The organism is Rhodococcus sp. NPDC055024 (assembly GCF_053608585.1).
Window position 1 is genome coordinate 148,135 of record NZ_JBSGVT010000014.1, and the last position, 25,848, is coordinate 173,982.

Genomic DNA, 25,848 nt, shown 5'->3' on the forward strand with positions numbered 1-25,848 from the left:
CCGAAAGGGGCCCCGCGGTGCCTGCCATCTCCCGTGACGAGGTCGCGCACCTCGCGCGGCTGTCCAGACTCGCCCTGTCCGATGCCGAACTCGACGAGTTCGCCGGTCAGTTGGATTCGATTCTCAACCACGTCAAGGTGGTCACCGAGGTTGCGGCCGACGACGTCCCGCCCATGGCGAACCCCAATGCCGTCACCAACGTGACGCGCCCCGACGTGATCGTGCCCGGGTTGACCCCCGAGCAGGCATTGTCCGGAGCACCCGCAGTCGAACAGGATCGCTTTGCGGTTCCGCAGATCCTTGGAGAGGGCGAATGACCGATCTGACCACGCTGGACGCCGCTGAGCTGGCCGGCAAGATCCACTCGCGTGAGGTGTCCTCGGTAGAGGTCACGCAGGCGCATCTCGACCGCATCGCTGCCGTCGACACCGAGTACCACGCATTCCTGCACGTCGCCGGCGAGCAGGCTCTCGAAGCTGCCGCAGCAGTGGACAACTCGCTCGCAGGCGGAAACGAACCCGCTTCGGCACTCGCCGGTGTTCCGATCGCGTTGAAGGACATCTTCACCACGACGGACATGCCGACCACCTGTGCGTCGAAGATTCTCGAAGGCTGGGTTGCGCCGTACGACGCGACCCTGACGTCCAAGCTGCGCGCTGCCGGCATCCCGATTCTCGGCAAGACGAACCTCGACGAATTTGCGATGGGCTCCTCGACGGAGAACTCCGCCTTCGGTCCGACTCGCAACCCGTGGGACGTCACCCGCATCCCCGGAGGATCCGGTGGCGGTAGCGCGGCAGCACTCGCATCCCGTCAGGCTCCACTGGCCATCGGTACCGACACCGGCGGTTCGATCCGTCAGCCTGCTGCGGTCACCGCGACGGTCGGAACCAAGCCGACGTACGGAACCGTCTCACGCTTCGGACTCGTCGCGTGCGCGTCCTCGCTCGATCAGGGCGGCCCCTGTGGTCGCACCGTGCTCGACACCGCTCTGCTGCACGAGGTCATCGCCGGACACGATCCGCGTGACTCCACGTCCATCGACGCCCCCGTGCGTCCGGTGGTTGCCGCAGCACGTGAAGGTGCAAATGGCGACCTGCGCGGCGTGAAGGTCGGTGTTGTCAAGGAACTGCACTCCGACAGCTACCAGCCCGGCGTCATCGCTTCCTTCGACGCCGCAGTCGAGCAGCTCAAGGCTCTCGGCGCCGAGGTTGTCGAGGTCTCGTGCCCGAGCTTCGAGCACGCGCTCGCGTCGTACTACCTGGTGCTACCCAGTGAGGTTTCGTCCAACCTGGCTCGCTTCGACGCCATGCGCTACGGACTGCGTGTCGACGAAGGCAACATGAGCGCCGACCAGGTCATGGCCGCCACCCGCGCCGCCGGTTTCGGCCCAGAGGTCAAGCGTCGCATCATGATCGGCACCTACGCACTGTCCTCGGGCTACTACGACGCCTACTACGGCTCGGCGCTCAAGGTGCGTACGCTCATCGCGCGCGATTTCGACAAGGCCTACGAGAAGGTAGACGTACTGGTCTCGCCGACCAGCCCGTTCACCCCGTGGAAGTTGGGTGAGAAGGTCGGCGACCCGCTGGCCATGTACCTCTCCGACCTGTGCACGTTGCCGACCAACCTGGCGGGACACTGCGCGATGTCGGTGCCCTCGGGTCTGTCTGCGGACGACAACCTGCCGGTGGGCCTGCAGATCATGGCGCCCGCCATGGCTGACGAGCGCCTCTACCGTGTCGGTGCCGCCTACGAAGCTGCACGCGGCCCGATCGCGACTGCAGTCTGACCTGTTTGCTGTGCGCCTTTATTAACCCCCCGCGGTTAATAAAGGCGCACAGCAGTTTCAGGAGCAGGTCCCCAAAGCCGTCCCCTGATCGGTTCCGTAGCGATGACCGTGGCCGGCGGGAACACCGAGCGAACCGAGCATGTCCGCGGTCGTCTGCAAGAACGTGACGCCTGGAATCCACTGCGGGATCGGAGCATCCTGGACGGCGCGGCTCAGGTCCGGCTTCTGCGTCGCGAGGGCGGGGGACCACCACACCACCGGGTCGGACGTGTTCGCGAGAACGGTTGCGCCCTCCGTCCGCGTCGCGCCCGCCGGGGGACCGGCCCACAACACGTCGCACGCGGCGGTGGGGCTTTTCTCGATCAACGCAGCGCTGCCCCCGACGGCGCCCAGGCTCTGTCCGTAGAGGAACAGGTCCGGTCGCTCTGCGGTCGGCATCGAGGCGATGTGTGCACCGACCGCAGTGAACAGAACGGTGGCTGAATCTTCGGCCTCGTCCCGGCTGAACAGGAACGTCGCCCAGCTGGGTGCGTCGGAGTATTGCTGGCCGACTATCGCGACGTCGCCGCCGAACCGTTGCTCGATACCGTCGACTGCGTGCGTGTCGATCCACCCCGAGCCGGTCGGAACGGCCACCACGACGCTGTTGCGGGCAAAGCCGCCGACGCGATCGAGTTCACTCACGGCGAGAGCGGCACGCGATGCGGCGTCGGGTGCGGAATCCAAACCGGCGTAGACGCGCACCGAGTCTTCGCCTGCTGCGACGAATTTGCGTCCCTCCGCGCCCATCGACGTCCACGAGATGAGAGATTCGGGGCTGCCTGACACGGAGGCCGAAAGTGGCTGTGTCAGAGCAGTGTCGATGTACGCGTTGGAACTGTCGAATGAATCTGAAAGACCGTTCCACACGGCGGGACCGACTACCAACTGCACTCCGAGAACACCCATGACCAGTGCGCCGACGCTCCGCGCGAAACCCATCCACCGCAGCGCCTTCGAAATTCCGACCCCGATGCCCCAGAGACCAAGTGCGGTCAGTGCTGCAATGCAACCCGCCTCCGCCCAGTGGAGAAGTCCGGCAGGCGGTGCTCCCATCGCCGCTCGCAACGAGTTCTGCCAACTGGAGGCGGCGAACATCGCAATCGCGGTGGCGGCCGTCGACAACCCCAACGCACTGATGCGCCAATGATGTTCGTCGAATCGAGCCTTCACGCGATCGGAGACGAGCCGACGGGTAACCGCGGAGAACGCCCACATCGCCAGTAGTCCGGCCGCGACGAGCAGACCGCTGAACGCACCCTGGAGCACGGCTGATCTCGGCAGCAGTCCGGGAGCAAGTGAGATGGCGGACATCGCTGCCACGGCGACGCTCGTCGACACTCGGGGGAGTGCGAGCACCCCGACTCGGGCGAGGACGGGGGTCCGTGACGCATTCAGAACGCTCATGCTGCAATCGCTTTCGGGGAGTAGGAGAACTCGTTCGACGGGTCGAGGCGCCGCGATCGCATCAGGGTGAAGCCGAGGGCGGAGACTGCCAGAACGCCGGCCGTGCCGTAACCGAATCCCGATTCCGTGACCGGCGTCAGATAGCTTTGGCGCCAAGAATTTCCGTTCACCGCTGTGACGGCTACATCGGCCATCGCGAAGCAATACCCTCGTGAGAGAAAGGACGTGCGGTCTTCACACGCGGCATGCATTCGCTCGTCGAGCTGACCGTCGAGGACCTGACGTGCCCACGGCCCCAGTTCAGTTCCGTGCGAATGCGCGTAGCGGAGCAGGTCGTAGCCGAGATCGTGCGCTTTGCAGGCCGAGTCGAATTCGTCGGGAAGTGGGACCGGCGACGAGCAGTCGCCGTGAGGATTGGCGAGGTATCCATCGACGACGGTGGGGGTGTAGCCCGCGAATGCCGCAAAGTCCGCCGGGATGGTGGTCACAGCGTCAGAGGCATCCGCGGTAGTCACGGTGGCGATCGCCCTGGATGCGTTCGAGTTCTCGGTGCGCGGCGGCTCGGCGCCGCTCGATCCGGCAGTGACGATGATTGCCGCCGTTGCCGCCAGGGCCAGGGCAGCCCAGGTGCCGCCGCTTCGAGAGAGGTCTTTCACTCGTGTGATCCGCATGCCGTTCACGCTATGAACGGACAATCCTGGCGGTCATCGCTCTGTGGAGGGGTTCTCCGAGGCCGATTCGGGTGAGAATTCCCTCCCCTGTGATACCTCGGAGGTAGGGGGATCTCACTCTGCAGTATGAGGACTTTCGGGGTTCGCCTTCATAGGCTTGACGGGTGATCAAGGTCCGCAGGAAGAACAGGGGCGCACCGGATGCGCCCGCACCGACATTCGCCACTGCCGGGTCGATGCTGTCCGGCCTCGACGGGGCGGTAGTGCATTCGGAGAAAGTGCGCCGCGCAACCCGTTTCGTGGCCCACGGTCAGTTCTGGAACTTCGTCATAGTCGCGGTCACCTTGATCCTCTACGCGATCGCGTGGCCGACACTGCAACTGACGCATCATGTTTCGCCGCCGATCATGCCGTTCGTCGCCGCGTTGGCCGCCTTTCCGTTTGTCCTGATCCGGATCAACGCACCGTTGGGGTGGGCGGTGTCGGCGGTGTCGGCGCTGATCATCCCGTTGGTGTTCGACAACACGCCCGGTTACGACTATCCGTGGCAGGTCGTCCACATCATCGTGCTGATGTGCTTGCTCGCCGCGGTGAGTCTGCGAGCGCCCATTCAGGTTGTCGGTGTCGCCTGGATCGCCACGGTGCTGCTCTTCCTCGGCAACGCCCCGGGAAGCGACGGAGCGGGTTGGGCTGTCGGGCTGAGTGCCCTGGTGGTCTTCTGCCTGTTGATCCGCTGGTTGGTTCTCTCGCGCCGCCAGTTGGCCAAGCAGGAGGAAGTCAGTGAACTCGAACGCACTCGGCGAACGATCCTCGAGGAGAAGGCGCGGATCGCCCGCGACTTGCACGACATCGTGGCCCACCACATGTCGATGGTGGTCGTGCAAGCGCAGAGTGCGCCGTACCGACTCGATGCGGTCACTCCGGAGATCCGGACCGAATTCGAATCGATAAGTGAGACAGGGCGAGCAGCACTCAATGAGATTCGTGGTCTCCTCGGAGTACTGCGCAGCGACGGCGACTCGGTGGTGACGGCCCCGCAACCGGGCGTCGACCAGTTGGACGAACTGCTGCTCGGCAGTACACGTGCCGGACTTCCGGTGTCGTGGCGAGTCGACGGAGATCGAGCGTCGGTCTCGGAATCCACGGGACTTGCGCTATACCGGATCATTCAGGAGTCGATCACCAATGCGGCCAGGCATTCACCTGGCGGACCCATCGAAGTCGCCGTGGCGTTCGGCCCGCAATCGGTGAGCGCGCTCGTGAACAACGGACCTTCGCCACTGGGTGGCAATCAGCACTCGGCGTCGGAAACCACTGGTGGCAATGGAATACGCGGAATGCGTGAGCGGGCTTCGGCCGTAGGCGGCATGCTGTTGGCAAACCGGCGCGAGGACGGAGGGTTCGAGGTCCGGGCCGAGTTGCCGTCGATGCCCGCCTAGGCTGTCCGAGTGCCCATCACAGTATTCATCGCAGACGACCAGGCGATGGTTCGACAAGGGTTCGGAGCCCTACTCTCCGCCCAGCCCGACATCAGCGTGATCGGCGATGCGCCGGACGGCAAGATCGCCGTCGCCGAGGTCGCGCGATTGCGTCCGGATGTGGTGTTGATGGATGTTCGCATGCCCGAGATGAACGGACTCGACGCTGCCCGCCAGATTCTGTCCGCCGGATGGGAACCGCCGGTGCGAGTCCTCATGCTCACCACTTTCGACATCGACGACTACGTCTACGAGGCACTGAGCGTCGGGGCGAGCGGTTTCATGCTCAAGGACGCACCGGCTGAGGAACTGATTCGGGCGGTACGCGTCGTCGCCGAAGGGCAGGCCTTGCTGGCGCCGACGGTGACGCGACGGCTGATTGCCGATGTGACCAGCCGGCGGGCGGCCCCGCGCGCACGGCCCGCAGCGCTCGACGCCCTGACCCCGCGTGAGCGCGAGGTCCTCGAACTGATCGCCCGCGGATTGTCCAACGTCGAGATCGCCGAGCGGCTGTTCGTCGCCGAGCAGACCGTCAAGACCCATGTCGGGAAGGTGCTGTCGAAGCTCGATCTGCGTGATCGCGCCCAGGCAGTCGTGTTGGCGTACGAAAGCGGGCTCGTCACGCCGGGTTAGTGATCCCGTACGGCGCGGCGTTGCGGCTCGGCAACGCCGCTATCCTGCGGCAATACGGTGACTGGGGGAAGATGGACACCAAGATCCACAATCCGGTCACGAGAGGTGCTGCACTATGCGAATCGGAATCCTCACGGGCGGCGGCGACTGCCCGGGCTTGAACGCGGTCATCCGCGCCGTCGTACGTACGTCGGCCGGTCGTTACGGCAGTACCGTGGTCGGATTCCGGGACGGCTGGCGGGGACTTCTCGAGGACCGCAAGGTCCCTCTCGACGCGGACGATCGCATCAACCGCATCCTCACTCGCGGCGGCACGATCCTCGGCACCGCTCGTGTGAACCCCGACAAACTGCGCGCGGGTCTCGATCAGATCAAGCAGACCCTCGACGACAACGGGATCGACGTCCTGATCCCGATCGGCGGCGAAGGCACGCTCACTGCGGCCAGTTGGCTTTCCGAGAGTGGCGTGCCCGTGATCGGCGTGCCCAAGACGATCGACAACGACATCGACTGCACCGACGTGACTTTCGGTTTCGACACCGCCTTGGCCGTCGCCACCGACGCCATCGACAGACTCCACACCACGGCCGAATCACACCAGCGCGTCATGCTCGTCGAGGTCATGGGCCGGCACGCGGGCTGGATCGCGCTGCAAGCCGGACTGGCGTCGGGGGCACACCTGACGCTGGTTCCGGAACAACCGTTCGACGTCGACGAGGTGTGCGCGATGGTCAAGAAGCGCTTCCAGCGCGGCGACTCCCACTTCATCTGCGTCGTCGCCGAAGGCGCGATGCCCGATCCCGCGTCGATGACTCTGCGCGAGGGTGGCATCGACGAGTTCGGCCACAAGATCTTCACCGGAGTCGCGCAGCAGCTCGGTAACGAGATCGAGCGTCGGATCGGCAAGGAAGTTCGCACCACCGTCCTCGGACACATTCAGCGCGGCGGCACCCCGACGCCGCACGACCGCATCCTTGCCACCCGCTTCGGCGTACATGCCACCGACGCAGCTCACCGCGGAGATTTCGGTCAGATGGTCGCCTTGCACGGAACGTCCATCGACCTCGTTCCGCTCGCCGAGGCGACCCGCAAACTCAAGACGGTGCCCAAGGAGCGCTACGAGGAGGCAGCCGCATTCTTCGGCTGAGCCGCAGACGCATAAACTGATCACCATGACTGCTGTCGATGCGCCCGACATCCTCGATTACGACGAAGTACTGACCAAGTACGAGCCTGTGATGGGTATGGAGGTGCACGTAGAACTCGGCACCGCGACCAAGATGTTCTGCCCGTGCCCCACCGAGTTCGGTGCCGAACCCAATACCCAGGTGTGCCCGGTCTGTCTGGGCATGCCCGGTTCGTTGCCGGTGGTGAACGCAGCTGCTGTCGAATCCGCGATCCGGATCGGTCTTGCGCTCAACTGCTCCATCACACCGTGGGGTCGATTCGCGCGTAAGAACTACTTCTACCCGGATCAGCCGAAGAACTACCAGATCTCCCAGTACGACGAGCCGATCGCGACCGAGGGCTACCTCGACGTGATCCTCGACGACGGCACGACGTGGCGTGTCGACATCGAGCGCGCGCACATGGAAGAGGACACCGGAAAGTCCCTCCATGTCGGCGGTGCTACCGGCCGTATCCACGGCGCAAGCCACTCACTACTCGACTACAACCGTGCCGGTGTGCCGCTGGTCGAGATCGTCACCAAGACCATCCACGGTGCCGGCGAGCGCGCTCCCGAGGTTGCCCGTGCCTACGTGACGGCGCTTCGTGATCTGCTGAAGTCCCTCGACGTCTCCGACGTGCGGATGGATCAGGGATCGATGCGTTGCGACGCCAACATTTCGCTGATGCCGATCGGCGCCGAGGAACTCGGAACGCGTACCGAGACCAAGAACGTCAACTCCCTCAAAAGTGTCGAGGTCGCGGTTCGCTACGAAATGCGCCGTCAGGCAGCAGTTCTCGACGCCGGCGGTGAGGTCATCCAGGAGACCCGTCACTTCCAGGAAGCCGACGGCACCACCGCCGCTGGACGCCGTAAGGAAACGGCCGAGGACTACCGCTACTTCCCGGAGCCGGATCTCGAGCCTGTTGCCCCGAGCGCCGAGTGGGTGGAAGAACTGCGCGGCACCTTGCCGGAGCTTCCCTGGATTCGCCGCGCGCGGATCCAGAAGGACTGGGGAATCTCCGACGAGGTCATGCGCGACCTCGTCAATGCCGGTGCCATCGATCTGGTGATCGCGACCACCGAGGCCGGTGCGTCGCCCGAGGCAGCGCGGTCGTGGTGGCTGTCCTACCTGTCACAGCAGGCCAACGCCCGTGGCGTCGAACTCGGTGCTCTGCCGATCACCCCGGCGCAGGTTGCCCAGGTCGTCGCTCTCATCGATAGCGGCAAGCTCAACAACAAGGTCGCTCGCCAGGTCGTCGATCACGTCCTCGACGGCGAGGGTGATCCGGAGCAGGTTGTCGCGGCGCACCCGGAGTTGGTCGTCGAACGTGACGAAACCAAGCTCAAGGCAGCCGTCGACGAAGCGCTCGCAGCCAACCCCGACATCGCGGACAAGATCCGCAGTGGCAAGGTGCAGGCCGCCGGAAAGATTGTCGGCGACGTCATGAAGGCCACTCGTGGGCAGGCAGACGCGGCTCGTGTGAAGGAACTTGTCATCGAGGCGTGCAGCTAGTCCTCGGTAGCGAACACTGATGCCCGGCCGAATCGAATTCGGCCGGGCATCAGTGTTTTACCGCTGTCGATCTGGATACTGTCGATCTGGATACTGTCGATCTACAGACCGGGGACCACAACCGCGCGGCCGCTGAGCGTTCCGGCGGCCAGTCGTCGATACGCTTCGGCTCCGTTGTCGAGGCTGAAGGTCTCCACCGCTATGTCGAAGATGCCGGCGTGGGCGAGGTCGATCAATTCGATCAATTCGGTGCGGGCACCCCAGTAAGGAACGGTCACCGAAGCCTCGTAAGGACTTTGGAAGAACCCGACCTTGGCATGCGCCTGACCGTCGCCGATCCCGACGATGGTGACGTCGGATCCGACGCCGGCGACAGCCATCGCGGTGTCGATGGTGGGCTGGTAGCCGACGAAGTCGAGAACCAGTGCGGCGCCCTGACTTCCGGTGATCTTGCGGACGTTCTCGGCCGCATCCTTGTCGGAGAGCACCACTTCGTGAGCGCCGACCTTGGTTGCCAGTTCGAGCTTGTCCGCGCTCACGTCGAGTGCGATGACCGTGGCTGCCGAGAGGTGGCGGAGGAGCTGAATGGCGACGTGGCCGAGACCACCGGTGCCGATGACAACCGCGTACGAGCCTCCGCGAAGTTTCGGCAGAGAACGCTTGATCGCGTGATAGGGCGTCAGGCCGGCGTCGGTCAGTGGCACTGTCTTGACCGGGTCGAGGTCGCCGATCGGGACGAGGTGGCGAGGTGAGTCGACGATCATGAATTCGGCCAATGCGCCGGGGGCGCCGAGTCCGGGAGGATTGATGCCGAGTTCTTTTGCGCGAGAACAGTAGTTTTCCAGTCCCTGCGAGCAGTGCCAACAGTTGCCGCAACCCCAAGGTCCGTAGACGACGACATTGCTTCCGATGCCGAGCCCCTCGACACCCTCGCCGACGGCCGCGACTCGGCCGGCGCCTTCGTGACCGAGAGTAAGCGGAAGGCCGTAGGTGTACTGCTCCTCGGGCAGGCTCATGATGAAGTCGTCCGAGTGGCAGACGCCGGCAGCGGTGACTTCCAGGAGCACTTCACCTGGACCGGGCTCGGGTTTGGGAATCTCCGTGAGTTCGGGCTCTGCGCCGATTCTCGTGTACTGGATTGCCTTCATTCCGACTCCTTTGTCGTGGTTGGCCAACCGGTCCTGGAAGTGCGTATGGAAATCAGAGGCTCAGTCGATCCCGCCGCTGCCACTCGGCATCGGGATCTTGACCACCTTGTCGTCGTTCGGACCCGGCTCGCCCGCGGTTTTGTTTATCGTGCTCGCCCACATCAAACCGTCGGATCCGAGTGCCAAACCGCCCAGTTGGCCGTACGTGTCTTTCGCCACTGCCGACGGCGCGGTCGTGACGGCACCTGTTCCTGGATCTGCGGCCAGCGCCGAGATCGCTTTGCCGGCCCCCAGCGCGACAGCTACCACTCCCTGCGCCGCAATGCACCCTCCGACGCCGGGTCGGTCAGGCCACGTCCAAGCGGGGGACGTCACCGTTCCGTCGGAGCCGACACGTTGGAGGCGATCCTCGAGAGTGGTTCGGTCGGTCACCCACGTCGCGATACCCGGATCCACACACACGCCGCCGCCGTTCCCGATTCCGGACAGAACAACTTCCGGGCGAGGCGGCGCTGCGGTGGGCGTCAACGATCGGACTCGCAACAATTTCCCCGCCAACGAGCCGGGATCCTGAGCAACCGCAGGGTTTCCGGTATCGCCCGTCAGGACCATGAGCTGGTCCGGGGCTGCGAACTCCAGTGACCCGCCGTTGCCACTCGCGCCGCGTGGAATTCCACCGAGGACTTCCTTTGCGGTGTCGCCCGGAGCGATGCGGACCACCCGGTTGTCGGTACCGGTGGTGACGTAGGCATAGATCAGATTGTCTTCGACAAATGTGGGGGAGAGGGCGATGTCGAGCAGTCCGCCGTCGCCGCTGCCGTCGACGTCGATCTTGGCAACCTCGACGGGCGTCGTGTTGGGCGCTACCTGCATGATTCGACCGGTCCGACGTTCGGCGACCAACCCCGAGTTCCCGTCCGGGAGTGTGACGAGCCCACCCGTGGTGTCGAGACAGGTTGCGATCACGGCAGTGTCGGCGTCCTGACAGGGGCCGAGAGGGCCGGTACGTGGCGCCGGCGGCGTGGTCGAGGGCGGCGGATTCTCCGGCTGCACTTCGGCGCTGGCCTGGTTGGTCGGCTCGGGTGTGAACGGCGAGGCAGTCGATTCGTCGAAGTCGGCGCAACCTGCGAGCAACGATGTCCCGAGCACCAGAGCCAGTGCGCCCAGCGCTGCATGCCTACCCGTAGTCATGCCCAAGACGTTACGTAACCCACGACCGATGCCGCCACGCCGGACCAAGGTTCCCCGTCGAGTTCGTGAATCGGTCATAGGCTCACCTACGTGACTGACGAGCGAAAAGATCCCAGCGAGTTGTCGGATGCGGACAAGCCGACGGGCAATGTGTCCAGTCCGTATGATTCGCCCACCGAACAATTTCCGACGGTGAGCGCCAAAAACCCGTTGCCGCGTACCGACGACGATCTTGACTTCGGTTCCACGAACGCCAACTCCCTCACCGAACAGATACCGACGTATCGCGCACCGGGCGCAGATCAACCGACGGTGGCTCTCGAGCGTGAGACGGCGTACGACGCTCCGATCGCCGCTGTCCCCACCGCCGAAGCGGTGGCAGGTACAACGGAGGCTCCGCGGAGTCGAGGCACTCTCGACCTCGGCTTGCTTGCCTTGCGGTTGGCCGTCGGTGGAACTGCATTGGTGCACGGTCTGCAGAAGTTGACCGGTATCTGGAACGGGCCGGGTCTGGGCGGGTTCGAGACGATGCTGGCGGATGCCGGGTTCCAGCAGGCGAAGTGGATGGCGATACTCGGCGCCGTCGGTGAGGTCGCGGGTGGCGCGCTCCTCATTCTCGGGTTGCTGACTCCCGTTGCGGCAGCGTCGGTTCTGGCCGTGATGATCAACGCGTGGGCGCTGCGTCAGGCGAGCGCCCCGGGTCTCGAGTACTTCGCCCCGGCCGGTACCGAATACGAGATGCTGCTGGGAATCTGCGCCGGCGTCATCATCTTGACGGGTCCTGGCCGTATCGCACTGGATGGTCGTCGGGGCTGGGCCACCCGCCCGTTTGTCGGGTCGCTCGTGGTCTTGATTCTCGGCATCGCTGCCGGCGTCTGCACTTGGATCTTCCTGAACGGTGCCAATCCGCTCATCTGAAATTCGCACAACCAAAACGAACCGCCGCCTTCCGAATCGGAAGGCGGCGGTTCGTTTGTGAAGGGTCAGTCCTTGACGAGTACCGGATCGGCATTCGCAGACGGGATGGCTGTTCCGTCCTTGAGCTTGCGGCCGAGGACCGACTTGCGGTGTCCGTAGGCGAAGTACACGAGCACACCGATGGCCATCCAGACGAGGAAGCGGATCCAGGTCTCGACCGAGAGGTTGAGCATCAGCCAACCGCAGGCGAGCACGGCGACGATCGGAACGAACGGAACCAGTGGGACGCGGAATCCGCGCGGCAGGTCGGGGCGGGTGCGGCGCAGGACGATAACGCCGACGCAGACCAGGACGAATGCGAAGAGCGTGCCGATGTTGACCATTTCTTCGAGCGTGCCCATGGGGAAGAACGCTGCCAGGACGGCAACGATGCCACCGACGATCAACGTGATGCGCATCGGGATGCCCTTGGCGTTGGTCTTGGCCAGGCTGCGCGGCATGAGGCCGTCACGGGACATGGCGAAGAGGACGCGGGTCTGGCCGAGCATCATGACCATGACAACTGTCGTGAGGCCGGCCAGGCCACCGAAGTTGATGGCGGTTTGTGCCCAACCAATGCCGTTGGCCTCGAATGCGGTTGCGAGGGTGGCGCTGGAATCGCCGACCAGCGGACTGCCGTCCTTGAGTTCGGTGTACTTGACCATTCCGGTCAGTACGAGCGTGACGGCAACGTAGAGAACCGTGACGATGGCGAGCGAGCCGAAGATTCCTCGCGGCAACGACTTCTGCGGGTTCTTGGTTTCCTCGGCGGTGGTGGCGACGACGTCGAAACCGATGAAGGCGAAGAACACGAGGCTGGCGGCGGCGAGCAATCCGTATGCGCCGTAGCTGCTTCCACCGGCGCCGGTCAGCCAGGAGAACAATGTCTGGTGGATTCCGCTGGCAGAGCTCTCAGCCCCCTCGGACGGCGGGATGAAGGGGGAGTAGTTCTCCTTCTTGATGTAGAACGCGCCGACGACGATGACGAGCAGTACTACCGCGATCTTGATTGCGGTGATGACAGCGGAGACTCGCGAGGAAACCTTGGTGCCGATCGCGAGGATCAGCGTGATCGCTCCGATGATGAGCAGTGCGCCCCAGTCGAAGCTGATCGATCCGATGTGCGCGGTGGTACTGCCGCTGGCACCGATGACGTTGCCGAGATAGAGCGACCAACCCTTGCCGACGACAGCGGAGGCGAGTGCGAACTCGAGGATGAGGTCCCAGCCGATGATCCAGGCCGCGAACTCACCGAACGTCGCGTAGGAGAACGTGTATGCGCTGCCGGCGACCGGAACAGTGGAGGCGAACTCCGCGTAACACAGTGCGGCAAGGCCACAGGCAATGGCAGCGAGAACGAATGCCAGTGAAATGGAGGGTCCTGCGACATTGCCTGCGGTTCGAGCAGTGAGCGTGAAGATGCCTGCGCCGATGACGACGGCGACTCCGAATACCGTGAGGTCCTTCGCGGTCAATTCCTTCTTGAGCTTTGTCTCAGGCTCGTCGGTGTCCGCGATCGATTGCTCGACGGATTTGGTGCGCCATATGCCGACTCCGGGCATGTATTGCTCCTTGGTTGTTTCCTCGTCGACCTTGTGGGTGACGGGCGGTGGCTGACTGTCGTCGTTGTGATGTGCGTCTCAGCGACCTGATGAGGGAACCACTGGTGAGCGCCGTGTGCAAGTCAGGTCGCTCGAACTGACCGAAATGATCACCTGACTGAAAGTCATCCCCCCTCATGTATCTGAATTGATCAGTTGGTGTCTGGAACCCTACGTCCAAGTGAATTCGCTCACGAGCCAGACGCGCGATTCGGTCTGAAATGTCTGATAGCTCATATCGTTCCGATTGATTGCTCCGCGTGTCGACCAGTCTTCGGTACCTGTCGGTCTGTTTTGCAGTCAATAAGTTCACCGCGCCGGTGTCTGGCAAAGGTCCGTTCCGATCACGGCACTGCGTACGGCGACGACGGTTGGACCGGCCATCGACTGGGTCACGACACGGTCTGGACGGTTCCACAGGCCGCTGAACCCGATCATCATTACACGATGCAGTACAAGGGAATTCGGCTCCAAATACTCGATCGTGGTCTTCGGTAGGTGGAGTCGGGTTCCCGGCTACGTGCATCTCGAGATGTCGGCACTGGCGTGGATCTGATCCCGATTCATGTCTCTCGCCGACAGAAAAGATCCCCGGCCGAAGAGCAGCCGGGGATCTTTTACCGTTCGTGGCGGGACTTACGGAACGTAGCGAACCGCGCCCTTGTCCGCCGACGTTGCCAGGGCGGCGTAGGCGCGCAGGGCTGTCGTCACGGTGCGCTGACGATCGACCGGCTGCCACGGGCGCTCCGAGGTCTCCATCTTGGCGCGTCGCTCGGCGAGGACGTCGTCGTCGACAAGGATCTCCAGCGTGCGCGAGGCGACGTCGATGCGAACCTGATCGCCGTTCTGGACGAGTCCGATGACTCCGCCTGCGGCGGCCTCAGGGGAGATGTGGCCGATGGACAGTCCGGAGGTTCCGCCCGAGAAACGACCGTCGGTGATCAGTGCGCATTCCTTACCGAGGCCCGCGCCCTTCAGGAAGGCGGTGGGGTGCAGCATTTCCTGCATGCCGGGGCCGCCCTTGGGGCCTTCGTAACGCACGACGAGAACGTCGCCGGCCTTGATCTTCTTCTGCAAGATGACCGAGACGGCTTCTTCCTGAGACTCGACGACCAGCGCCGGGCCCTGGAAGGAGAACAGTTCCTCGTCGATGCCGGCCGTCTTGAGGATCGCACCGTCGAGTGCGATGTTGCCGCGAAGGACAACCAAGCCGCCTTCGACGGTGTAGGCGTTCTCGACGTCGCGGATGCAGCCGCCGGCCGCATCCGTGTCGAGGGCAGACCAACGGTTGTCCGTGGAGAACGGTTCGATGGTGCGCACGCCGCCGGGAGCCGCGTGGAAAAGCTCGATTGCTTCGTCGGTTGCCTTGCCGGAGCGGATGTCCCATTCGTCGAGCCACTGATCGAAGCTCTTGGTGTGCACGGTGGAGACGTCGGTTTCGAGGAGTCCGCCGCGGCGAAGCTCACCGAGCAGTGCGGGGATTCCGCCGGCGCGGTGGACGTCTTCCATGTGATAGTCCGAGTTGGGGGAGACCTTGGACAGGCACGGCACCTTGCGGCTGATCGCGTCGATGGTGTCGAGGTCGAAATCGACCTCGCCTTCCTGCGCCGCAGCCAACGTGTGCAGGACTGTGTTGGTGGAACCGCCCATGGCGACGTCGAGAGCCATTGCGTTGCGGAACGCTGCCGGGGTCGCGATGTTGCGCGGCAGAACCGACTCGTCGCCGTCGCGGTAGTACTTGAGGGCAGCCTCGACCACTGTGGTGCCCGCACGAGAGAAGAGTGCGTGACGCGCTTTGTGAGTTGCCAGCGTGGAGCCGTTGCCCGGCAATGCGAGACCGAGGGCTTCGGTCAGGCAGTTCATGGAGTTGGCGGTGAACATGCCGGAGCAGGACCCGCACGTCGGGCACGCGCTTCGCTCGACCTCGTCGAGGCCTTCGTCGGACACGGCATCGTTGGCCGAGGCGGAGATCGCGGTGATGAGGTCGGTGGGGGCTTGGGCCACGCCGCCGACGACCACTGCCTTACCGGCCTCCATCGGACCACCGGAGACGAAGACGGTCGGGATGTTCAGACGCATCGCGGCGTTGAGCATGCCGGGAGTGATCTTGTCGCAGTTGGAGATACACACCAGTGCGTCGGCCGTGTGGGCGTTTGCCATGTACTCGACCGAGTCGGCGATGATCTCGCGGCTCGGGAGTGAGTAGAGCATTCCGCCGTGGCCCATCGCGATGCCGTCGTCGACTGCGATGGTGTGGAACTCACGAGCGACGCCGCCGGCTGCACTGATGGCCTCGGCAACGATCTCGCCCACGTTCTTGAGATGCACGTGGCCGGGTACGAACTGGGTGTACGAGTTCGCTACGGCGACGATCGGCTTGCCGAAGTCGGAATCCGTCATTCCTGTGGCGCGCCACAGGGATCGGGCTCCGGCAGCATTACGTCCGATGGTGGTGGTGCGTGACCTCAACGGGGGCATGGGCGTGTTCCTTATGTGATCGTTGCTGATCCACTCAAATAGAAGCGAGGGCCTTTTAACGCTACTCGCGTGCTATTGGCGCTTCTCTTCGGGCTGGACCGAACCGTTGTCGGCGTTGTCGGACTCGACCTCGGCTTCTGCTGCTGCGTCTTCCTCTTCGGCTTCCTTGGCGGCGAAGGCTTCTGCGGCCGATGCATAGGGATCAGTGATGCGGCCGCCGCTGGCGATCGCGATCTCGGGAAGCCTGACGAAGCTGACCGCAGGCAAGGTCACCTCGGTTCCGTCGGTGAGTTCTGCGCGCGCCCAGCTGCGCTTCGGGAAGCGGAAACCCTTGACGTCGTCCCAGGCGAGGGTGCGCTTGGAGAACGTCGAGCGGACCTCGAGACCGTCAGGGCTGACGGTGGTGCGCAGTCGCGCGACGAGATAGACGGCGATGATCGGAAGGATCAGCAACCAGCTGAAGGCGACGGGCCACCCGAAGATCGGGAAGCTGACCGCGAACAGAAGGAACGCGCACGCCATGTAAGCGAGCTGCGAAATGCGGATGACGTGCCGAAGTGGTTTCGGCGTGTGGGATGATTGAGCCGGTGGCACGGGCTGCTGCGAAGTTGACACCTCTACATCTTCGCATTGCAGCCGATGTATCTCAGATTCTGGGACGGTCGACTCACCAAGTTTGCCGTTCGCGACTAGCGCCTCTACTGTCGAGTGCGTGAAACAGAATGAGTTGCTCGTAATCGGCCGGCGCGTCGTCGCCTGAGTCGATTTTTCAACTCACCAGATAACGACGCGCCACCCTCGCTCAGCAGATGCTGACGGGGGTTTTTTGTTGCCCGGAGCCAAATCAGAGGATTTCCCAGTGAGCGCACCAACAGCACGGCCTCAACCAACGCCGCGCAAGTCAGGGACACCGAGCCCGACAACCGCGGCTGCCGCAACCCAGACGGCCAACCGTCGCCAGCTCCCGCCTGAGCGGGTAACCGGCGCGCAGTCTGTGGTTCGAGCCCTCGAAGAGCTCGAGGTCGACACGGTATTCGGCATTCCCGGCGGTGCCGTGCTCCCGGTTTACGACCCACTCTTCGATTCGGTCAAGGTCCGCCACGTGCTCGTGCGCCACGAGCAGGGTGCAGGCCACGCTGCCACCGGTTACGCCCAGGCGACCGGCAAGGTCGGCGTGTGCATGGCTACCTCGGGTCCCGGTGCGACCAACCTGGTCACGCCGCTGGCTGACGCGCAGATGGACTCCGTTCCGATCGTCGCGATCACCGGACAGGTGGCGCGCTCGCTGATCGGTACCGACGGCTTCCAGGAAGCCGACATCTCAGGCATCACGATGCCGGTCACCAAGCACAACTTCCTGATCACCGACGCGATCGACATCCCGCGCATCATGGCCGAGGCGTTCTACCTCGCAGCCAGTGGTCGCCCCGGTGCCGTCCTGGTCGATATCCCGAAGGACATCCTGCAGTCGCAGACCACGTTCTCGTGGCCGCCGGAGATGCGTCTGCCGGGATACCGCCCGGTCACCAAGCCGCACGGCAAGCAGGTACGTGAAGCTGCACGTCTGATCGCCGACGCCAAGTCGCCGGTGCTGTACGTCGGTGGCGGCGTCATCAAGTCCGACTCCTCGCCGGAGCTGCTCGAATTGGCCGAGCTGACCGGAATCCCCGTCGTCACCACATTGATGGCCCGCGGCGCGTTCCCGGACAGCCACGACCTCAACTGCGGTATGCCCGGTATGCACGGCACCGTTGCCGCGGTCGCCGCTCTGCAGCGCAGCGATCTCCTGATCACCCTCGGCGCGCGTTTCGACGACCGCGTCACCGGTCAGCTGAATTCCTTTGCGCCCGATGCCAAGGTCATCCACGCCGACATCGATCCGGCCGAGATCGGCAAGAACCGATACGCGGACGTCCCGATCGTGGGCGACTGCAAAGAGGTCATTACCGAACTCATCGAGGCGATCCGTGCCGACATGGCCACGGGTACCACGTTCGACCTCACCGTGTGGTGGGCGTACCTGAACGACATCCGTCGTACGTACCCGCTGAGCTACGACCGCCCCACCGACGGTCAGCTGAGCCCGGAGTATGTCATCCAGACCGTCGGCAAGCTCGCGGGACCGGACGCCATCTACTGTGCCGGCGTCGGCCAGCACCAGATGTGGGCCGCGCAGTTCGTCGGTTACGAGAAGCCCCGCACGTGGCTCAACTCGGGTGGACTCGGCACCATGGGCTACGCGGTTCCCGCGGCCATGGGCGCCAAGATGGGCATGCCCGACACCGAGGTGTGGGCGATCGACGGTGACGGCTGCTTCCAGATGACCAATCAGGAACTCGCAACCTGCGCACTCGAAGGTATTCCGATCAAGGTTGCCCTGATCAACAACGGCAACCTCGGCATGGTGCGTCAGTGGCAGACACTCTTCTACGAAGAGCGCTACTCCAACACCAACCTCGGAACGCACGGCGCCATCCGCATCCCGGACTTCGTCAAGCTCGCAGAAGCATTGGGCTGCCACGGAATTCGTGTCGAGCGCGAAGAAGATGTCGAAGCTGCGATCCGTGAGGCGCAGTCCATCAACGACAAGCCTGTCGTGATCGACTTCATCGTCACCGCCGACGCACAGGTGTGGCCGATGGTCGCTGCCGGGACGAGCAACGACGAAATCATGGCGGCCCGGGGCATCCGGCCGCTGTTCGACGACGACGAGGCAGTTGCCGAGCCCGCCGTCATCCACGAAGCCATGTCGCGCGAGCAAGCCGGACCCGCCGCGGGCACAGGGGAGGATCAGAAGTGAGCACCAGTCACACCCTCAGTGTTCTCGTCGAGGACAAGCCAGGCGTGCTGGCTCGCGTCTCCGCACTTTTCTCCCGCCGCGGATTCAACATCGAATCCCTTGCGGTGGGCGGAACCGAGATCCCCGAGATCTCACGTATGACCATCGTCGTCACGGTCGACGAGTTCCCTCTCGAGCAGGTGACGAAGCAGCTCAACAAGCTGATCAACGTCATCAAGATCGTCGAGCAGGACGGTGAAGCATCCGTCGCTCGCGAGCTCGTGCTCATCAAGGTGCGCGCAGATGCAAGCGTGCGCACGCAGGTCATCGAAACGGTGAACCTGTTCCGCGCCAAGGTGATCGACGTCTCCCCGGAGTCCGTCACCATCGAGGCGACCGGTACTCGGTCCAAGCTGGATGCACTGCTGCGGATGCTTGATCCGTACGGTATCCGGGAGATCGTTCAGTCCGGGGTCGTGGCAGTCGGTCGAGGGCCGAAGTCGATCACGGCCACCCGCTAGTACTTTTAGACACGTAAAAATCCAAGGAGAGGTTGAGAACTGTGGCAGTCGAGATGTTCTACGACGACGATGCCGATCTGTCGATCATTCAGGGCCGCAAGGTTGCTGTGATCGGCTACGGAAGCCAGGGCCACGCCCATTCGCTGAGCCTGCGCGACTCGGGCGTCGATGTGCGCATCGGCCTCAAGGAGGGCTCCAAGTCACGCGAAAAGGCTGAAGAGCAGGGGCTGACGGTCGGTACGCCGGCCGAGGTTTCCGAGTGGGCCGACGTCATCATGGTGCTCGCACCTGACACCGCTCAGGCGAGCATTTTCACCAACGACATCGAGCCGAACCTCAGGGACGGCGACGCGCTGTTCTTCGGTCACGGCCTGAACATTCACTTCGACCTGATCAAGGCTCCGGAGTTCGTCACCGTCGGCATGGTCGCTCCCAAGGGACCCGGCCACCTGGTGCGTCGTCAGTTCGTCGACGGCAAGGGCGTTCCTGCGCTCATCGCCATCGACCAGGATCCCAAGGGTGAAGGCCAGGCTCTCGCTCTGTCCTACGCCAAGGGCATCGGTGGAACGCGCGCAGGCGTCATCAAGACCACGTTCAAGGAAGAGACCGAGACGGACCTCTTCGGCGAGCAGGCCGTGCTGTGCGGCGGCACCGAGGAACTGGTCAAGACCGGTTTCGAGGTCATGGTCGAGGCCGGCTACGCACCCGAGATGGCGTACTTCGAGGTTCTGCACGAGCTCAAGCTCATCGTCGACCTCATGTACGAGGGTGGCATCGCCCGCATGAACTACTCGGTGTCCGACACCGCTGAGTTCGGTGGATACCTCTCCGGCCCGCGCGTCATCGACGCCGACACCAAGGAGCGCATGAAGGCGATCCTGGCCGACATCCAGTCCGGCGAGTTCACCCGTCGTCTGGTTGCCAACGTCGAGAACGGCAACACCGAGCTCGAGGGCCTGCGCAAGGCCAACGCCGAGCACCCCATCGAGGTCACCGGCAAGAAGCTGCGCGACCTGATGAGCTGGGTCGATCGTCCGATCACCGAAACCGCGTAATTCGCAGTTTCACGCTCCACGTCTCCACTGGCCTGATGGCGCGCCGGTTCAATTACGTTGAACCAGCGCGGCATTGGGCCGGAGCTGTTTTCCGGGCTGGTTGAGGCCGGATTCATATTGCATCGAGAATTTGCCCGCGAAAGTGTCCACTATGTGGTATTGCCTACCGCGTTGTGGATTCGAAGTCAGCGCGCACTAAACTATCGGTGGTTAAACCACCTTCACACCCACCTAATCAGGGAGTTTGCACGTGAGCCAGCCTGGCCGTCCCGTTGTTCTGATCGCCGACAAGCTCGCGCCGTCCACAGTCGAGGCGCTCGGTGACGGTGTGGAGGTGCGTTGGGTCGACGGACCCGACCGCCCGGCGCTGCTCGCCGCGGTACCCGAGGCCGACGCGATTCTCGTCCGTTCCGCCACCACCGTCGACGCCGAGGTTCTGGCTGCCGGCACCAAGCTGAAGATCATCGGCCGCGCCGGTGTCGGCCTGGACAACGTCGAGATCCCCGCCGCCACCGAGCGCGGCGTGATGGTCGTCAACGCACCGACCTCCAACATTCACTCCGCTGCCGAGCACGCTGTCGCGCTCCTCATGTCGACCGCTCGCCAGATTCCCGCAGCAGACAAGACCCTGCGTGAGAACACCTGGAAGCGAAGCAAGTTCAACGGTGTCGAGATCCTCGGCAAGACCGTCGGTGTCGTCGGACTCGGCCGCATCGGCCAGCTCTTCGCGCAGCGTCTCGCTGCGTTCGAGACCACGATCATTGCGTACGACCCCTACCTGCCCGCAGCGCGCGCAGCGCAGCTCGGCATCGAACTGGTCACCATCGACGAGCTCGTCGAGCGCGCCGACTTCATCTCCGTGCACCTGCCCAAGACCAAGGAAACGGCCGGCCTGATCAACGCCGAGCGTCTCGCCAAGGCCAAGGACGGCGTCATCATCGTCAACGCCGCCCGCGGTGGTCTGATCGACGAAGATGCCCTTTACGACGCACTGGTCTCCGGCAAGGTTCGCGGCGCCGGTCTCGACGTGTTCAGCACCGAGCCGTGCACCGATTCCAAGCTCTTCGGTCTCGACAACGTCGTTGTCACCCCGCACCTCGGTGCATCGACGTCCGAGGCTCAGGACCGCGCAGGCATCGACGTCGCGAAGAGTGTTCTCCTCGCTCTGGCAGGCGAATTCGTTCCCGAGGCCGTCAACGTCTCCGGTGGCCCCGTCGGCGAAGAAGTTGCTCCGTGGCTCGAGCTCGTCCGCAAGCTCGGTCTCCTCGCTGCGACGCTGTCGCCCGAGGCAGTTCAGACCGTGCAGGTTGTCGCCACCGGCGAGCTGTCGGCCGAAACCGTCGACATCCTCGGTCTGGCTGCACTGCGCGGCGTGTTCTCCGCCAGCAGCGACGAGGCTGTCACGTTCGTCAACGCTCCGGCACTTGCCGAGCAGCGCGGCGTGACCGTGTCGGTCGAGAAGCACTCCGAGGCTCTTGCTCACCGCAGTGCGGTCGAGGTTCGTGCAGTTGCCGCCGACGGCACGGTCACGTCGGTCACGGGCGCACTCACCGGCCTGCAGCAGGTCGAGAAGATCGTCAACATCAACGGACGCAGCTTCGACCTGCGCGCCGAGGGACACAACATCGTCGTTCACTACAGCGATCGTCCGGGCGTTCTCGGTGTGCTCGGCACGGTTCTCGGTAACGCGGGCGTCGATATTCTCGCCGCAGCGTTGAGCCAGGACGCCGAAGGCGAAGGCGCAACGGTCATCCTGCGCGTCGACCGCGTCGTCGGTGACACCGAGGTCGAGGCAATCGTCTCGCAGCTCGACGCTCGCGTCGCCCAGGTCGACCTTTCCTGATTTGTTTTTGCTGTGCGCCTTTATTAACCGCCCGCGGTTAATAAAGGCGCACAGTTCTACTGAGATGAGGACTCCATGAAGCTTGCGGTCATTCCGGGTGACGGAATCGGCGTCGAGGTCACAGCCGAAGCGCTCAAGGTGCTCGGCAAGTTGGTTCCGGATCTGGAAACCACCGAATACGATCTCGGTGCCCGTCGCTACAATGCCACCGGCGAGTTGCTTCCGGCCGACGAGCTGGACCAGATTCGTCAGCACGACGCAATCCTGTTGGGCGCCATCGGGGATCCGCGGATCGTCGCACCCGGCATCCTTGAGCGTGGACTGCTGCTGAACATGCGTTTCCAGCTCGATCATCACGTGAATCTTCGCCCCGCACAGCTGTATCCGGGTGCTTTGTCGCCGTTGGCGGCTCAGCCGGAGATCGATTTCGTCGTGGTTCGTGAAGGAACCGAGGGTCCGTACACCGGAAACGGTGGAGCGATCCGCGTCGGTACCGATCACGAGATCGCGACCGAGGTGTCGATCAACACCTGGTTCGGTGCCGAGCGCGTGGTGCGTTACGCATTTGCCTTGGCGCAGACCCGGTCCAAGCACCTCACCTTGATTCACAAGACCAACGTGCTCTCCAACGCGGGCGCAATCTGGACGCGTGCAATCGAGACCGTCGGCGCCGAGTTCCCGGACGTCGAAACCGCGTATTGCCACATCGACGCGGCCACGATCTACATGGTCACCGACCCGTCGCGCTTCGACGTGATCGTCACGGACAACCTCTTCGGTGACATCATCACCGACCTTGCCGGCGCGGTGACCGGTGGAATCGGTTTGGCCGCAAGCGGAAACATCGACGCGTCGGGTACCAACCCGTCGATGTTCGAGCCGGTGCACGGTAGTGCTCCCGATATCGCAGGCAAGGGGATCGCCGACCCCACTGCCGCGATCCTGTCCGCTGCACTGCTCCTTCGTCACCTCGGTCGCGAAGACGACGCCGCTCGGGTCGAGGCGGTAGTTGCCGCGGACCTGGCAACGAGAGGCGAAGGCCCCATCTCCACCACGGAGATCGGTGACCGGATCACCGCAGCACTGTAGGGGTTCTTCCCAACGAGACTGACGCGCGTAAGCCTTTCGGCTTGCGCGCGTCAGGCGTATCCGGCACCCGGATAGACTTGCGTTCATGCGTCTTGGTCGAATTGCCAGTCCCGATGGTGTTGCGTTCGTCAGTATCGAAGGTGAAGAGGATGCCCTCGTCGCCAAGGAGATCGCGGAGCACCCGTTCGGGAATCCCACATTTACCGGCCGAAGTTGGCCACTCGCCGATGTTCGCCTTCTCGCCCCGATTCTGGCGAGCAAGGTGATCTGCATCGGTAAGAACTACGCCGACCACATTGCCGAGATGGGCGGCGAAGCTCCCGCGGATCCCGTGATCTTCCTCAAGCCCAATACGTCCATCGTCGGTCCGGGTGCCCCCATCGTCTTGCCTCCCACCTCCAACGAGGTGCACTTCGAGGGTGAACTCGCGATAGTCATCGGTCAGCCGTGTAAGGACGTTCCCGCGGCGAAGGCGTTGAGCGTGGTCCTCGGCTACACGATCGCCAACGACGTGTCGGCGCGAGATCATCAGCGTCACGACGGGCAGTGGACGCGTGCGAAGGGGCACGACACCTTCTGCCCACTCGGACCCTGGATTGAAACCAGCCTCGACGCGTCCGACGTGGACATCAAGACCGAGGTGAACGGTCAGGTCAAGCAGGACAGCAGCACGGCTTTCCTCCTCCACGACATTCCGAAGATCATCGAGTGGATCTCGGCGGTGATGACCCTCCTACCCGGCGACGTCATCCTCACCGGCACACCCGCCGGAGTCGGCCCGATCGTCGACGGCGATTCCGTGTCGGTCACGGTCTCGGGGATCGGCACGCTCACGAACCCGGTGACCGCCAAGAGTTGATCTGACCCGATTCGTTCAGTCACACGAAGACGGAGGCCCCATCCTTACCGGATGGGGCCTCCGTCGTGCCGTGAGCTCGCGAGTTGTCCATCGAGAAAAGTTGCAAGATGGTAACTATCGGTTGGAGGGCGGTCTGGATTGCCGCCCCACTCCAGCCGATCGCACTCCGTGACTGACCTGCAGGTTTCATGAGTCAAGCAAAGCTTCGTTAGCTCTGCCCTGGCATTATGACCGAAATTCCCGGATTGGAGGCCTTCGCCGCGAGGGTTTGCTGCCGCAACCGATATCAGACCAAATTCCCTGAAATGTAACGCTGAGCAGTAGGGTGGCCGATAACTGGATAGAAGCCGATGGGGCAATCGAGTGGATTGCGCAGAAACGTGGTGACAGATGACGACTTTCGCGGAAGCCTCCCGGACGGCGGCTGGGGACGCGCGGAACGGGCAGCGGCCGGTGTGGCGAGACAAGAAGCGCTACCTGTGGCCGTTGGGTTTGCTGGTGCCGCTCAGTCCCTTTGCTGCTTGGTTCCTGGTCGACAAATTCAGCCTGGGGCTCTTCTGGGCTATCGGGGCGTGGCTGATCGTCATCGTCATTCCTCTGATTGATCTTCTGGCAGGCGAGGACGGGAACAGTCCGCCGGACGAAGCGATTCCACATCTGCAGGAGGATCGTTTCTACCGCTGGTGCACATACTTGTTCCTGCCCCTTCAATACGTCGGTCTCGTGTTCGTCGCGTGGTGCTGGGTGAATGCGCCGATGGCTGCGGGGGAGAAGTTCGCTCTCGCGATGACTGCCGGCGTTGTTGCCGGTGTGGGAATCAATGCGGCACATGAACTAGGGCACAAGAGTGAGAAGCTCGAGAAGTGGCTCGCGAAAGTAGCGCTGGCGCAGTCCTTCTACGGCCATTTCTACGTCGAACACAACCATGGTCACCACGTCCGCGTTGCGACGCCGGAGGATCCGGCCAGCTCGCGCTACAAGGAGAATTTCTGGTTCTTCCTGCCTCGCAGTGTCATCGGCGGTCTGCGCTCGGGATGGCGGATCGAAAGCGCTCGACTGAAGCGTCAAGGACGGCGGACCTGGAGTTGGCGGAACAACATCCTGAACGCGTGGGCGATGAGCGTTGTTCTGTTCGGCAGCCTGATCGCGGTGTTCGGGTGGGAAATCGCACCGTGGCTGGCCGTTCAGGCGATTGCAGGATTCACGTTCCTCGAGACCGCCAACTATCTCGAGCATTACGGATTGCTTCGTGCAAAGAGGCCTGACGGCTCGTACGTTCGCTGCTCACCAGAGGACAGTTGGAACAGTGACCACGTGGTCAGCAACCTGTTCCTCTATCAGCTTCAACGCCACAGCGACCATCACGCGAATCCGCGTCTGCGGTACCAGAGCCTGCGCAGTGCGGCCGAAGCGCCGCAACTTCCCGCGGGTTACGCGGTCATGATCGTGTGCGCGTGGGTGCCACCGCTGTGGCGAAAGGTCATGGACAAGCGACTACTCGCCTACTACGACGGCGACATGACGAGAATCAACGTCCTACCGGGTAGGTGATCGGGGGGATGGAGGAAGGTCTACCGGACTAACCTGTAGTACGACCATCCACCATCGCCGAGCCAAGTGAGC

Annotated in this window: 21 protein-coding genes; 14 read left to right on the forward strand and 7 right to left on the reverse strand. The window is 63.6% G+C overall.

The window, feature by feature from the left end:
* Window positions 1–17: 17 nt before the first annotated feature.
* Window positions 18–317: an Asp-tRNA(Asn)/Glu-tRNA(Gln) amidotransferase subunit GatC gene (gatC, locus tag ACWF6P_RS25820; RefSeq protein WP_003944747.1), complete on the forward strand. Its 300-nt coding sequence runs from the start codon at window positions 18–20 to the stop codon at window positions 315–317.
* Window positions 314–1,792 (forward strand): Asp-tRNA(Asn)/Glu-tRNA(Gln) amidotransferase subunit GatA, encoded by a 1,479-nt coding sequence (gene gatA / locus ACWF6P_RS25825; protein WP_378449122.1) that lies wholly within the window; start codon window positions 314–316, stop codon window positions 1,790–1,792. The genes gatC and gatA overlap by 4 nt, the downstream gene beginning before the upstream one ends.
* A 57-nt stretch (window positions 1,793–1,849) precedes the next feature.
* On the opposite strand, the gene ACWF6P_RS25830 is transcribed toward gatA, so the two are convergent.
* Window positions 1,850–3,238 (reverse strand): alpha/beta-hydrolase family protein, encoded by a 1,389-nt coding sequence (locus ACWF6P_RS25830; RefSeq protein WP_452622980.1) that lies wholly within the window; start codon window positions 3,236–3,238, stop codon window positions 1,850–1,852.
* The gene (locus ACWF6P_RS25835; RefSeq protein ID WP_452622981.1) at window positions 3,235–3,909 is read right to left on the reverse strand and encodes a hypothetical protein; all 675 of its coding nucleotides are present in this window, start codon (window positions 3,907–3,909) and stop codon (window positions 3,235–3,237) included. The genes ACWF6P_RS25830 and ACWF6P_RS25835 overlap by 4 nt, the downstream gene beginning before the upstream one ends.
* Before the next feature lie 164 nt (window positions 3,910–4,073).
* On the opposite strand from ACWF6P_RS25835, the gene ACWF6P_RS25840 reads away from it, so the two are divergent.
* From ACWF6P_RS25840 to gatB, 4 genes are all read left to right on the forward strand, one after another.
* Window positions 4,074–5,348: a sensor histidine kinase gene (locus ACWF6P_RS25840; protein ID WP_452622982.1), complete on the forward strand. Its 1,275-nt coding sequence runs from the start codon at window positions 4,074–4,076 to the stop codon at window positions 5,346–5,348.
* Between the two features lie 9 nt (window positions 5,349–5,357).
* Entirely contained in the window at window positions 5,358–6,020 is a 663-nt protein-coding gene (locus ACWF6P_RS25845; protein WP_007729374.1) for a response regulator, read from the forward strand.
* A 115-nt stretch (window positions 6,021–6,135) separates the two neighbouring features.
* Window positions 6,136–7,167: an ATP-dependent 6-phosphofructokinase gene (locus ACWF6P_RS25850; RefSeq protein ID WP_283303701.1), complete on the forward strand. Its 1,032-nt coding sequence runs from the start codon at window positions 6,136–6,138 to the stop codon at window positions 7,165–7,167.
* Window positions 7,168–7,192: 25 nt separating this feature from the next.
* Window positions 7,193–8,704: an Asp-tRNA(Asn)/Glu-tRNA(Gln) amidotransferase subunit GatB gene (gene gatB, locus ACWF6P_RS25855; protein WP_452622983.1), complete on the forward strand. Its 1,512-nt coding sequence runs from the start codon at window positions 7,193–7,195 to the stop codon at window positions 8,702–8,704.
* A 101-nt stretch (window positions 8,705–8,805) separates the two neighbouring features.
* On the opposite strand, the gene ACWF6P_RS25860 is transcribed toward gatB, so the two are convergent.
* Complete coding sequence (locus ACWF6P_RS25860) at window positions 8,806–9,852, reverse strand: NAD(P)-dependent alcohol dehydrogenase (RefSeq protein ID WP_452622984.1); 1,047 nt, start codon at window positions 9,850–9,852, stop codon at window positions 8,806–8,808.
* Between the two features lie 60 nt (window positions 9,853–9,912).
* Entirely contained in the window at window positions 9,913–11,043 is a 1,131-nt protein-coding gene (locus ACWF6P_RS25865; RefSeq protein ID WP_378545333.1) for a PQQ-dependent sugar dehydrogenase, read from the reverse strand.
* Between the two features lie 90 nt (window positions 11,044–11,133).
* On the opposite strand from ACWF6P_RS25865, the gene ACWF6P_RS25870 reads away from it, so the two are divergent.
* A complete protein-coding gene (locus ACWF6P_RS25870) occupies window positions 11,134–11,961 on the forward strand; it encodes a DoxX family protein (protein WP_378544650.1) in 828 nt (275 codons plus the stop codon).
* 65 nt (window positions 11,962–12,026) lie between these two features.
* Here the strand turns inward: ACWF6P_RS25870 and ACWF6P_RS25875 are convergent, their stop codons facing one another.
* The 3 genes from ACWF6P_RS25875 to ACWF6P_RS25885 all read right to left on the reverse strand — a co-directional run bounded on the left by ACWF6P_RS25875 (window position 12,027) and on the right by ACWF6P_RS25885 (window position 16,673).
* Window positions 12,027–13,562, reverse strand: a complete 1,536-nt coding sequence (locus tag ACWF6P_RS25875; RefSeq protein ID WP_452622985.1) for an amino acid permease — start codon at window positions 13,560–13,562, stop codon at window positions 12,027–12,029.
* 675 nt (window positions 13,563–14,237) lie between these two features.
* The gene (gene ilvD, locus ACWF6P_RS25880; protein ID WP_452622986.1) at window positions 14,238–16,079 is read right to left on the reverse strand and encodes a dihydroxy-acid dehydratase; all 1,842 of its coding nucleotides are present in this window, start codon (window positions 16,077–16,079) and stop codon (window positions 14,238–14,240) included.
* Window positions 16,080–16,151: 72 nt separating this feature from the next.
* Entirely contained in the window at window positions 16,152–16,673 is a 522-nt protein-coding gene (locus ACWF6P_RS25885; protein WP_452622996.1) for a PH domain-containing protein, read from the reverse strand.
* 265 nt (window positions 16,674–16,938) lie between these two features.
* On the opposite strand from ACWF6P_RS25885, the gene ACWF6P_RS25890 reads away from it, so the two are divergent.
* The 7 genes from ACWF6P_RS25890 to ACWF6P_RS25920 all read left to right on the forward strand — a co-directional run bounded on the left by ACWF6P_RS25890 (window position 16,939) and on the right by ACWF6P_RS25920 (window position 25,776).
* Window positions 16,939–18,879: an acetolactate synthase large subunit gene (locus ACWF6P_RS25890; protein ID WP_378450048.1), complete on the forward strand. Its 1,941-nt coding sequence runs from the start codon at window positions 16,939–16,941 to the stop codon at window positions 18,877–18,879.
* Entirely contained in the window at window positions 18,876–19,379 is a 504-nt protein-coding gene (ilvN, locus tag ACWF6P_RS25895) for an acetolactate synthase small subunit (RefSeq protein ID WP_003944718.1), read from the forward strand. Before ACWF6P_RS25890 ends, ilvN begins: the two co-directional genes overlap by 4 nt.
* 53 nt (window positions 19,380–19,432) lie before the next feature.
* Window positions 19,433–20,434, forward strand: coding sequence for a ketol-acid reductoisomerase (gene ilvC, locus ACWF6P_RS25900; protein ID WP_452622997.1), 1,002 nt, complete (start codon window positions 19,433–19,435; stop codon window positions 20,432–20,434).
* A 250-nt stretch (window positions 20,435–20,684) separates the two neighbouring features.
* Window positions 20,685–22,277: a phosphoglycerate dehydrogenase gene (serA, locus tag ACWF6P_RS25905; RefSeq protein WP_378450047.1), complete on the forward strand. Its 1,593-nt coding sequence runs from the start codon at window positions 20,685–20,687 to the stop codon at window positions 22,275–22,277.
* A 75-nt stretch (window positions 22,278–22,352) separates the two neighbouring features.
* The gene (locus tag ACWF6P_RS25910) at window positions 22,353–23,366 is read left to right on the forward strand and encodes a 3-isopropylmalate dehydrogenase (protein WP_003944691.1); all 1,014 of its coding nucleotides are present in this window, start codon (window positions 22,353–22,355) and stop codon (window positions 23,364–23,366) included.
* Window positions 23,367–23,451: 85 nt separating this feature from the next.
* Complete coding sequence (locus ACWF6P_RS25915) at window positions 23,452–24,225, forward strand: fumarylacetoacetate hydrolase family protein (protein ID WP_230812824.1); 774 nt, start codon at window positions 23,452–23,454, stop codon at window positions 24,223–24,225.
* Between the two features lie 390 nt (window positions 24,226–24,615).
* A complete protein-coding gene (locus ACWF6P_RS25920; protein ID WP_378450046.1) occupies window positions 24,616–25,776 on the forward strand; it encodes an alkane 1-monooxygenase in 1,161 nt (386 codons plus the stop codon).
* Window positions 25,777–25,848: the final 72 nt, after the last annotated feature.

Excerpts from the sequence above, each read along its gene's own strand:
- ACWF6P_RS25865 (WP_378545333.1), bottom strand. The coding sequence starts at position 11,043 with ATGACTACGGGTAGGCATGCAGCGCTGGGCGCACTGGCTCTGGTGCTC.
- ACWF6P_RS25915 (WP_230812824.1), top strand. The coding sequence starts at position 23,452 with ATGCGTCTTGGTCGAATTGCCAGTCCCGATGGTGTTGCGTTCGTCAGT.
- gatB (WP_452622983.1), top strand. The coding sequence starts at position 7,193 with ATGACTGCTGTCGATGCGCCCGACATCCTCGATTACGACGAAGTACTG.
- ACWF6P_RS25920 (WP_378450046.1), top strand. The coding sequence starts at position 24,616 with ATGACGACTTTCGCGGAAGCCTCCCGGACGGCGGCTGGGGACGCGCGG.
- ACWF6P_RS25850 (WP_283303701.1), top strand. The coding sequence starts at position 6,136 with ATGCGAATCGGAATCCTCACGGGCGGCGGCGACTGCCCGGGCTTGAAC.
- ACWF6P_RS25910 (WP_003944691.1), top strand. The coding sequence starts at position 22,353 with ATGAAGCTTGCGGTCATTCCGGGTGACGGAATCGGCGTCGAGGTCACA.
- ilvC (WP_452622997.1), top strand. The coding sequence starts at position 19,433 with ATGTTCTACGACGACGATGCCGATCTGTCGATCATTCAGGGCCGCAAG.
- ACWF6P_RS25830 (WP_452622980.1), bottom strand. The coding sequence starts at position 3,238 with ATGAGCGTTCTGAATGCGTCACGGACCCCCGTCCTCGCCCGAGTCGGG.
- ilvD (WP_452622986.1), bottom strand. The coding sequence starts at position 16,079 with ATGCCCCCGTTGAGGTCACGCACCACCACCATCGGACGTAATGCTGCC.
- ACWF6P_RS25875 (WP_452622985.1), bottom strand. The coding sequence starts at position 13,562 with ATGCCCGGAGTCGGCATATGGCGCACCAAATCCGTCGAGCAATCGATC.
- ACWF6P_RS25835 (WP_452622981.1), bottom strand. The coding sequence starts at position 3,909 with ATGCGGATCACACGAGTGAAAGACCTCTCTCGAAGCGGCGGCACCTGG.
- ACWF6P_RS25860 (WP_452622984.1), bottom strand. The coding sequence starts at position 9,852 with ATGAAGGCAATCCAGTACACGAGAATCGGCGCAGAGCCCGAACTCACG.
- gatA (WP_378449122.1), top strand. The coding sequence starts at position 314 with ATGACCGATCTGACCACGCTGGACGCCGCTGAGCTGGCCGGCAAGATC.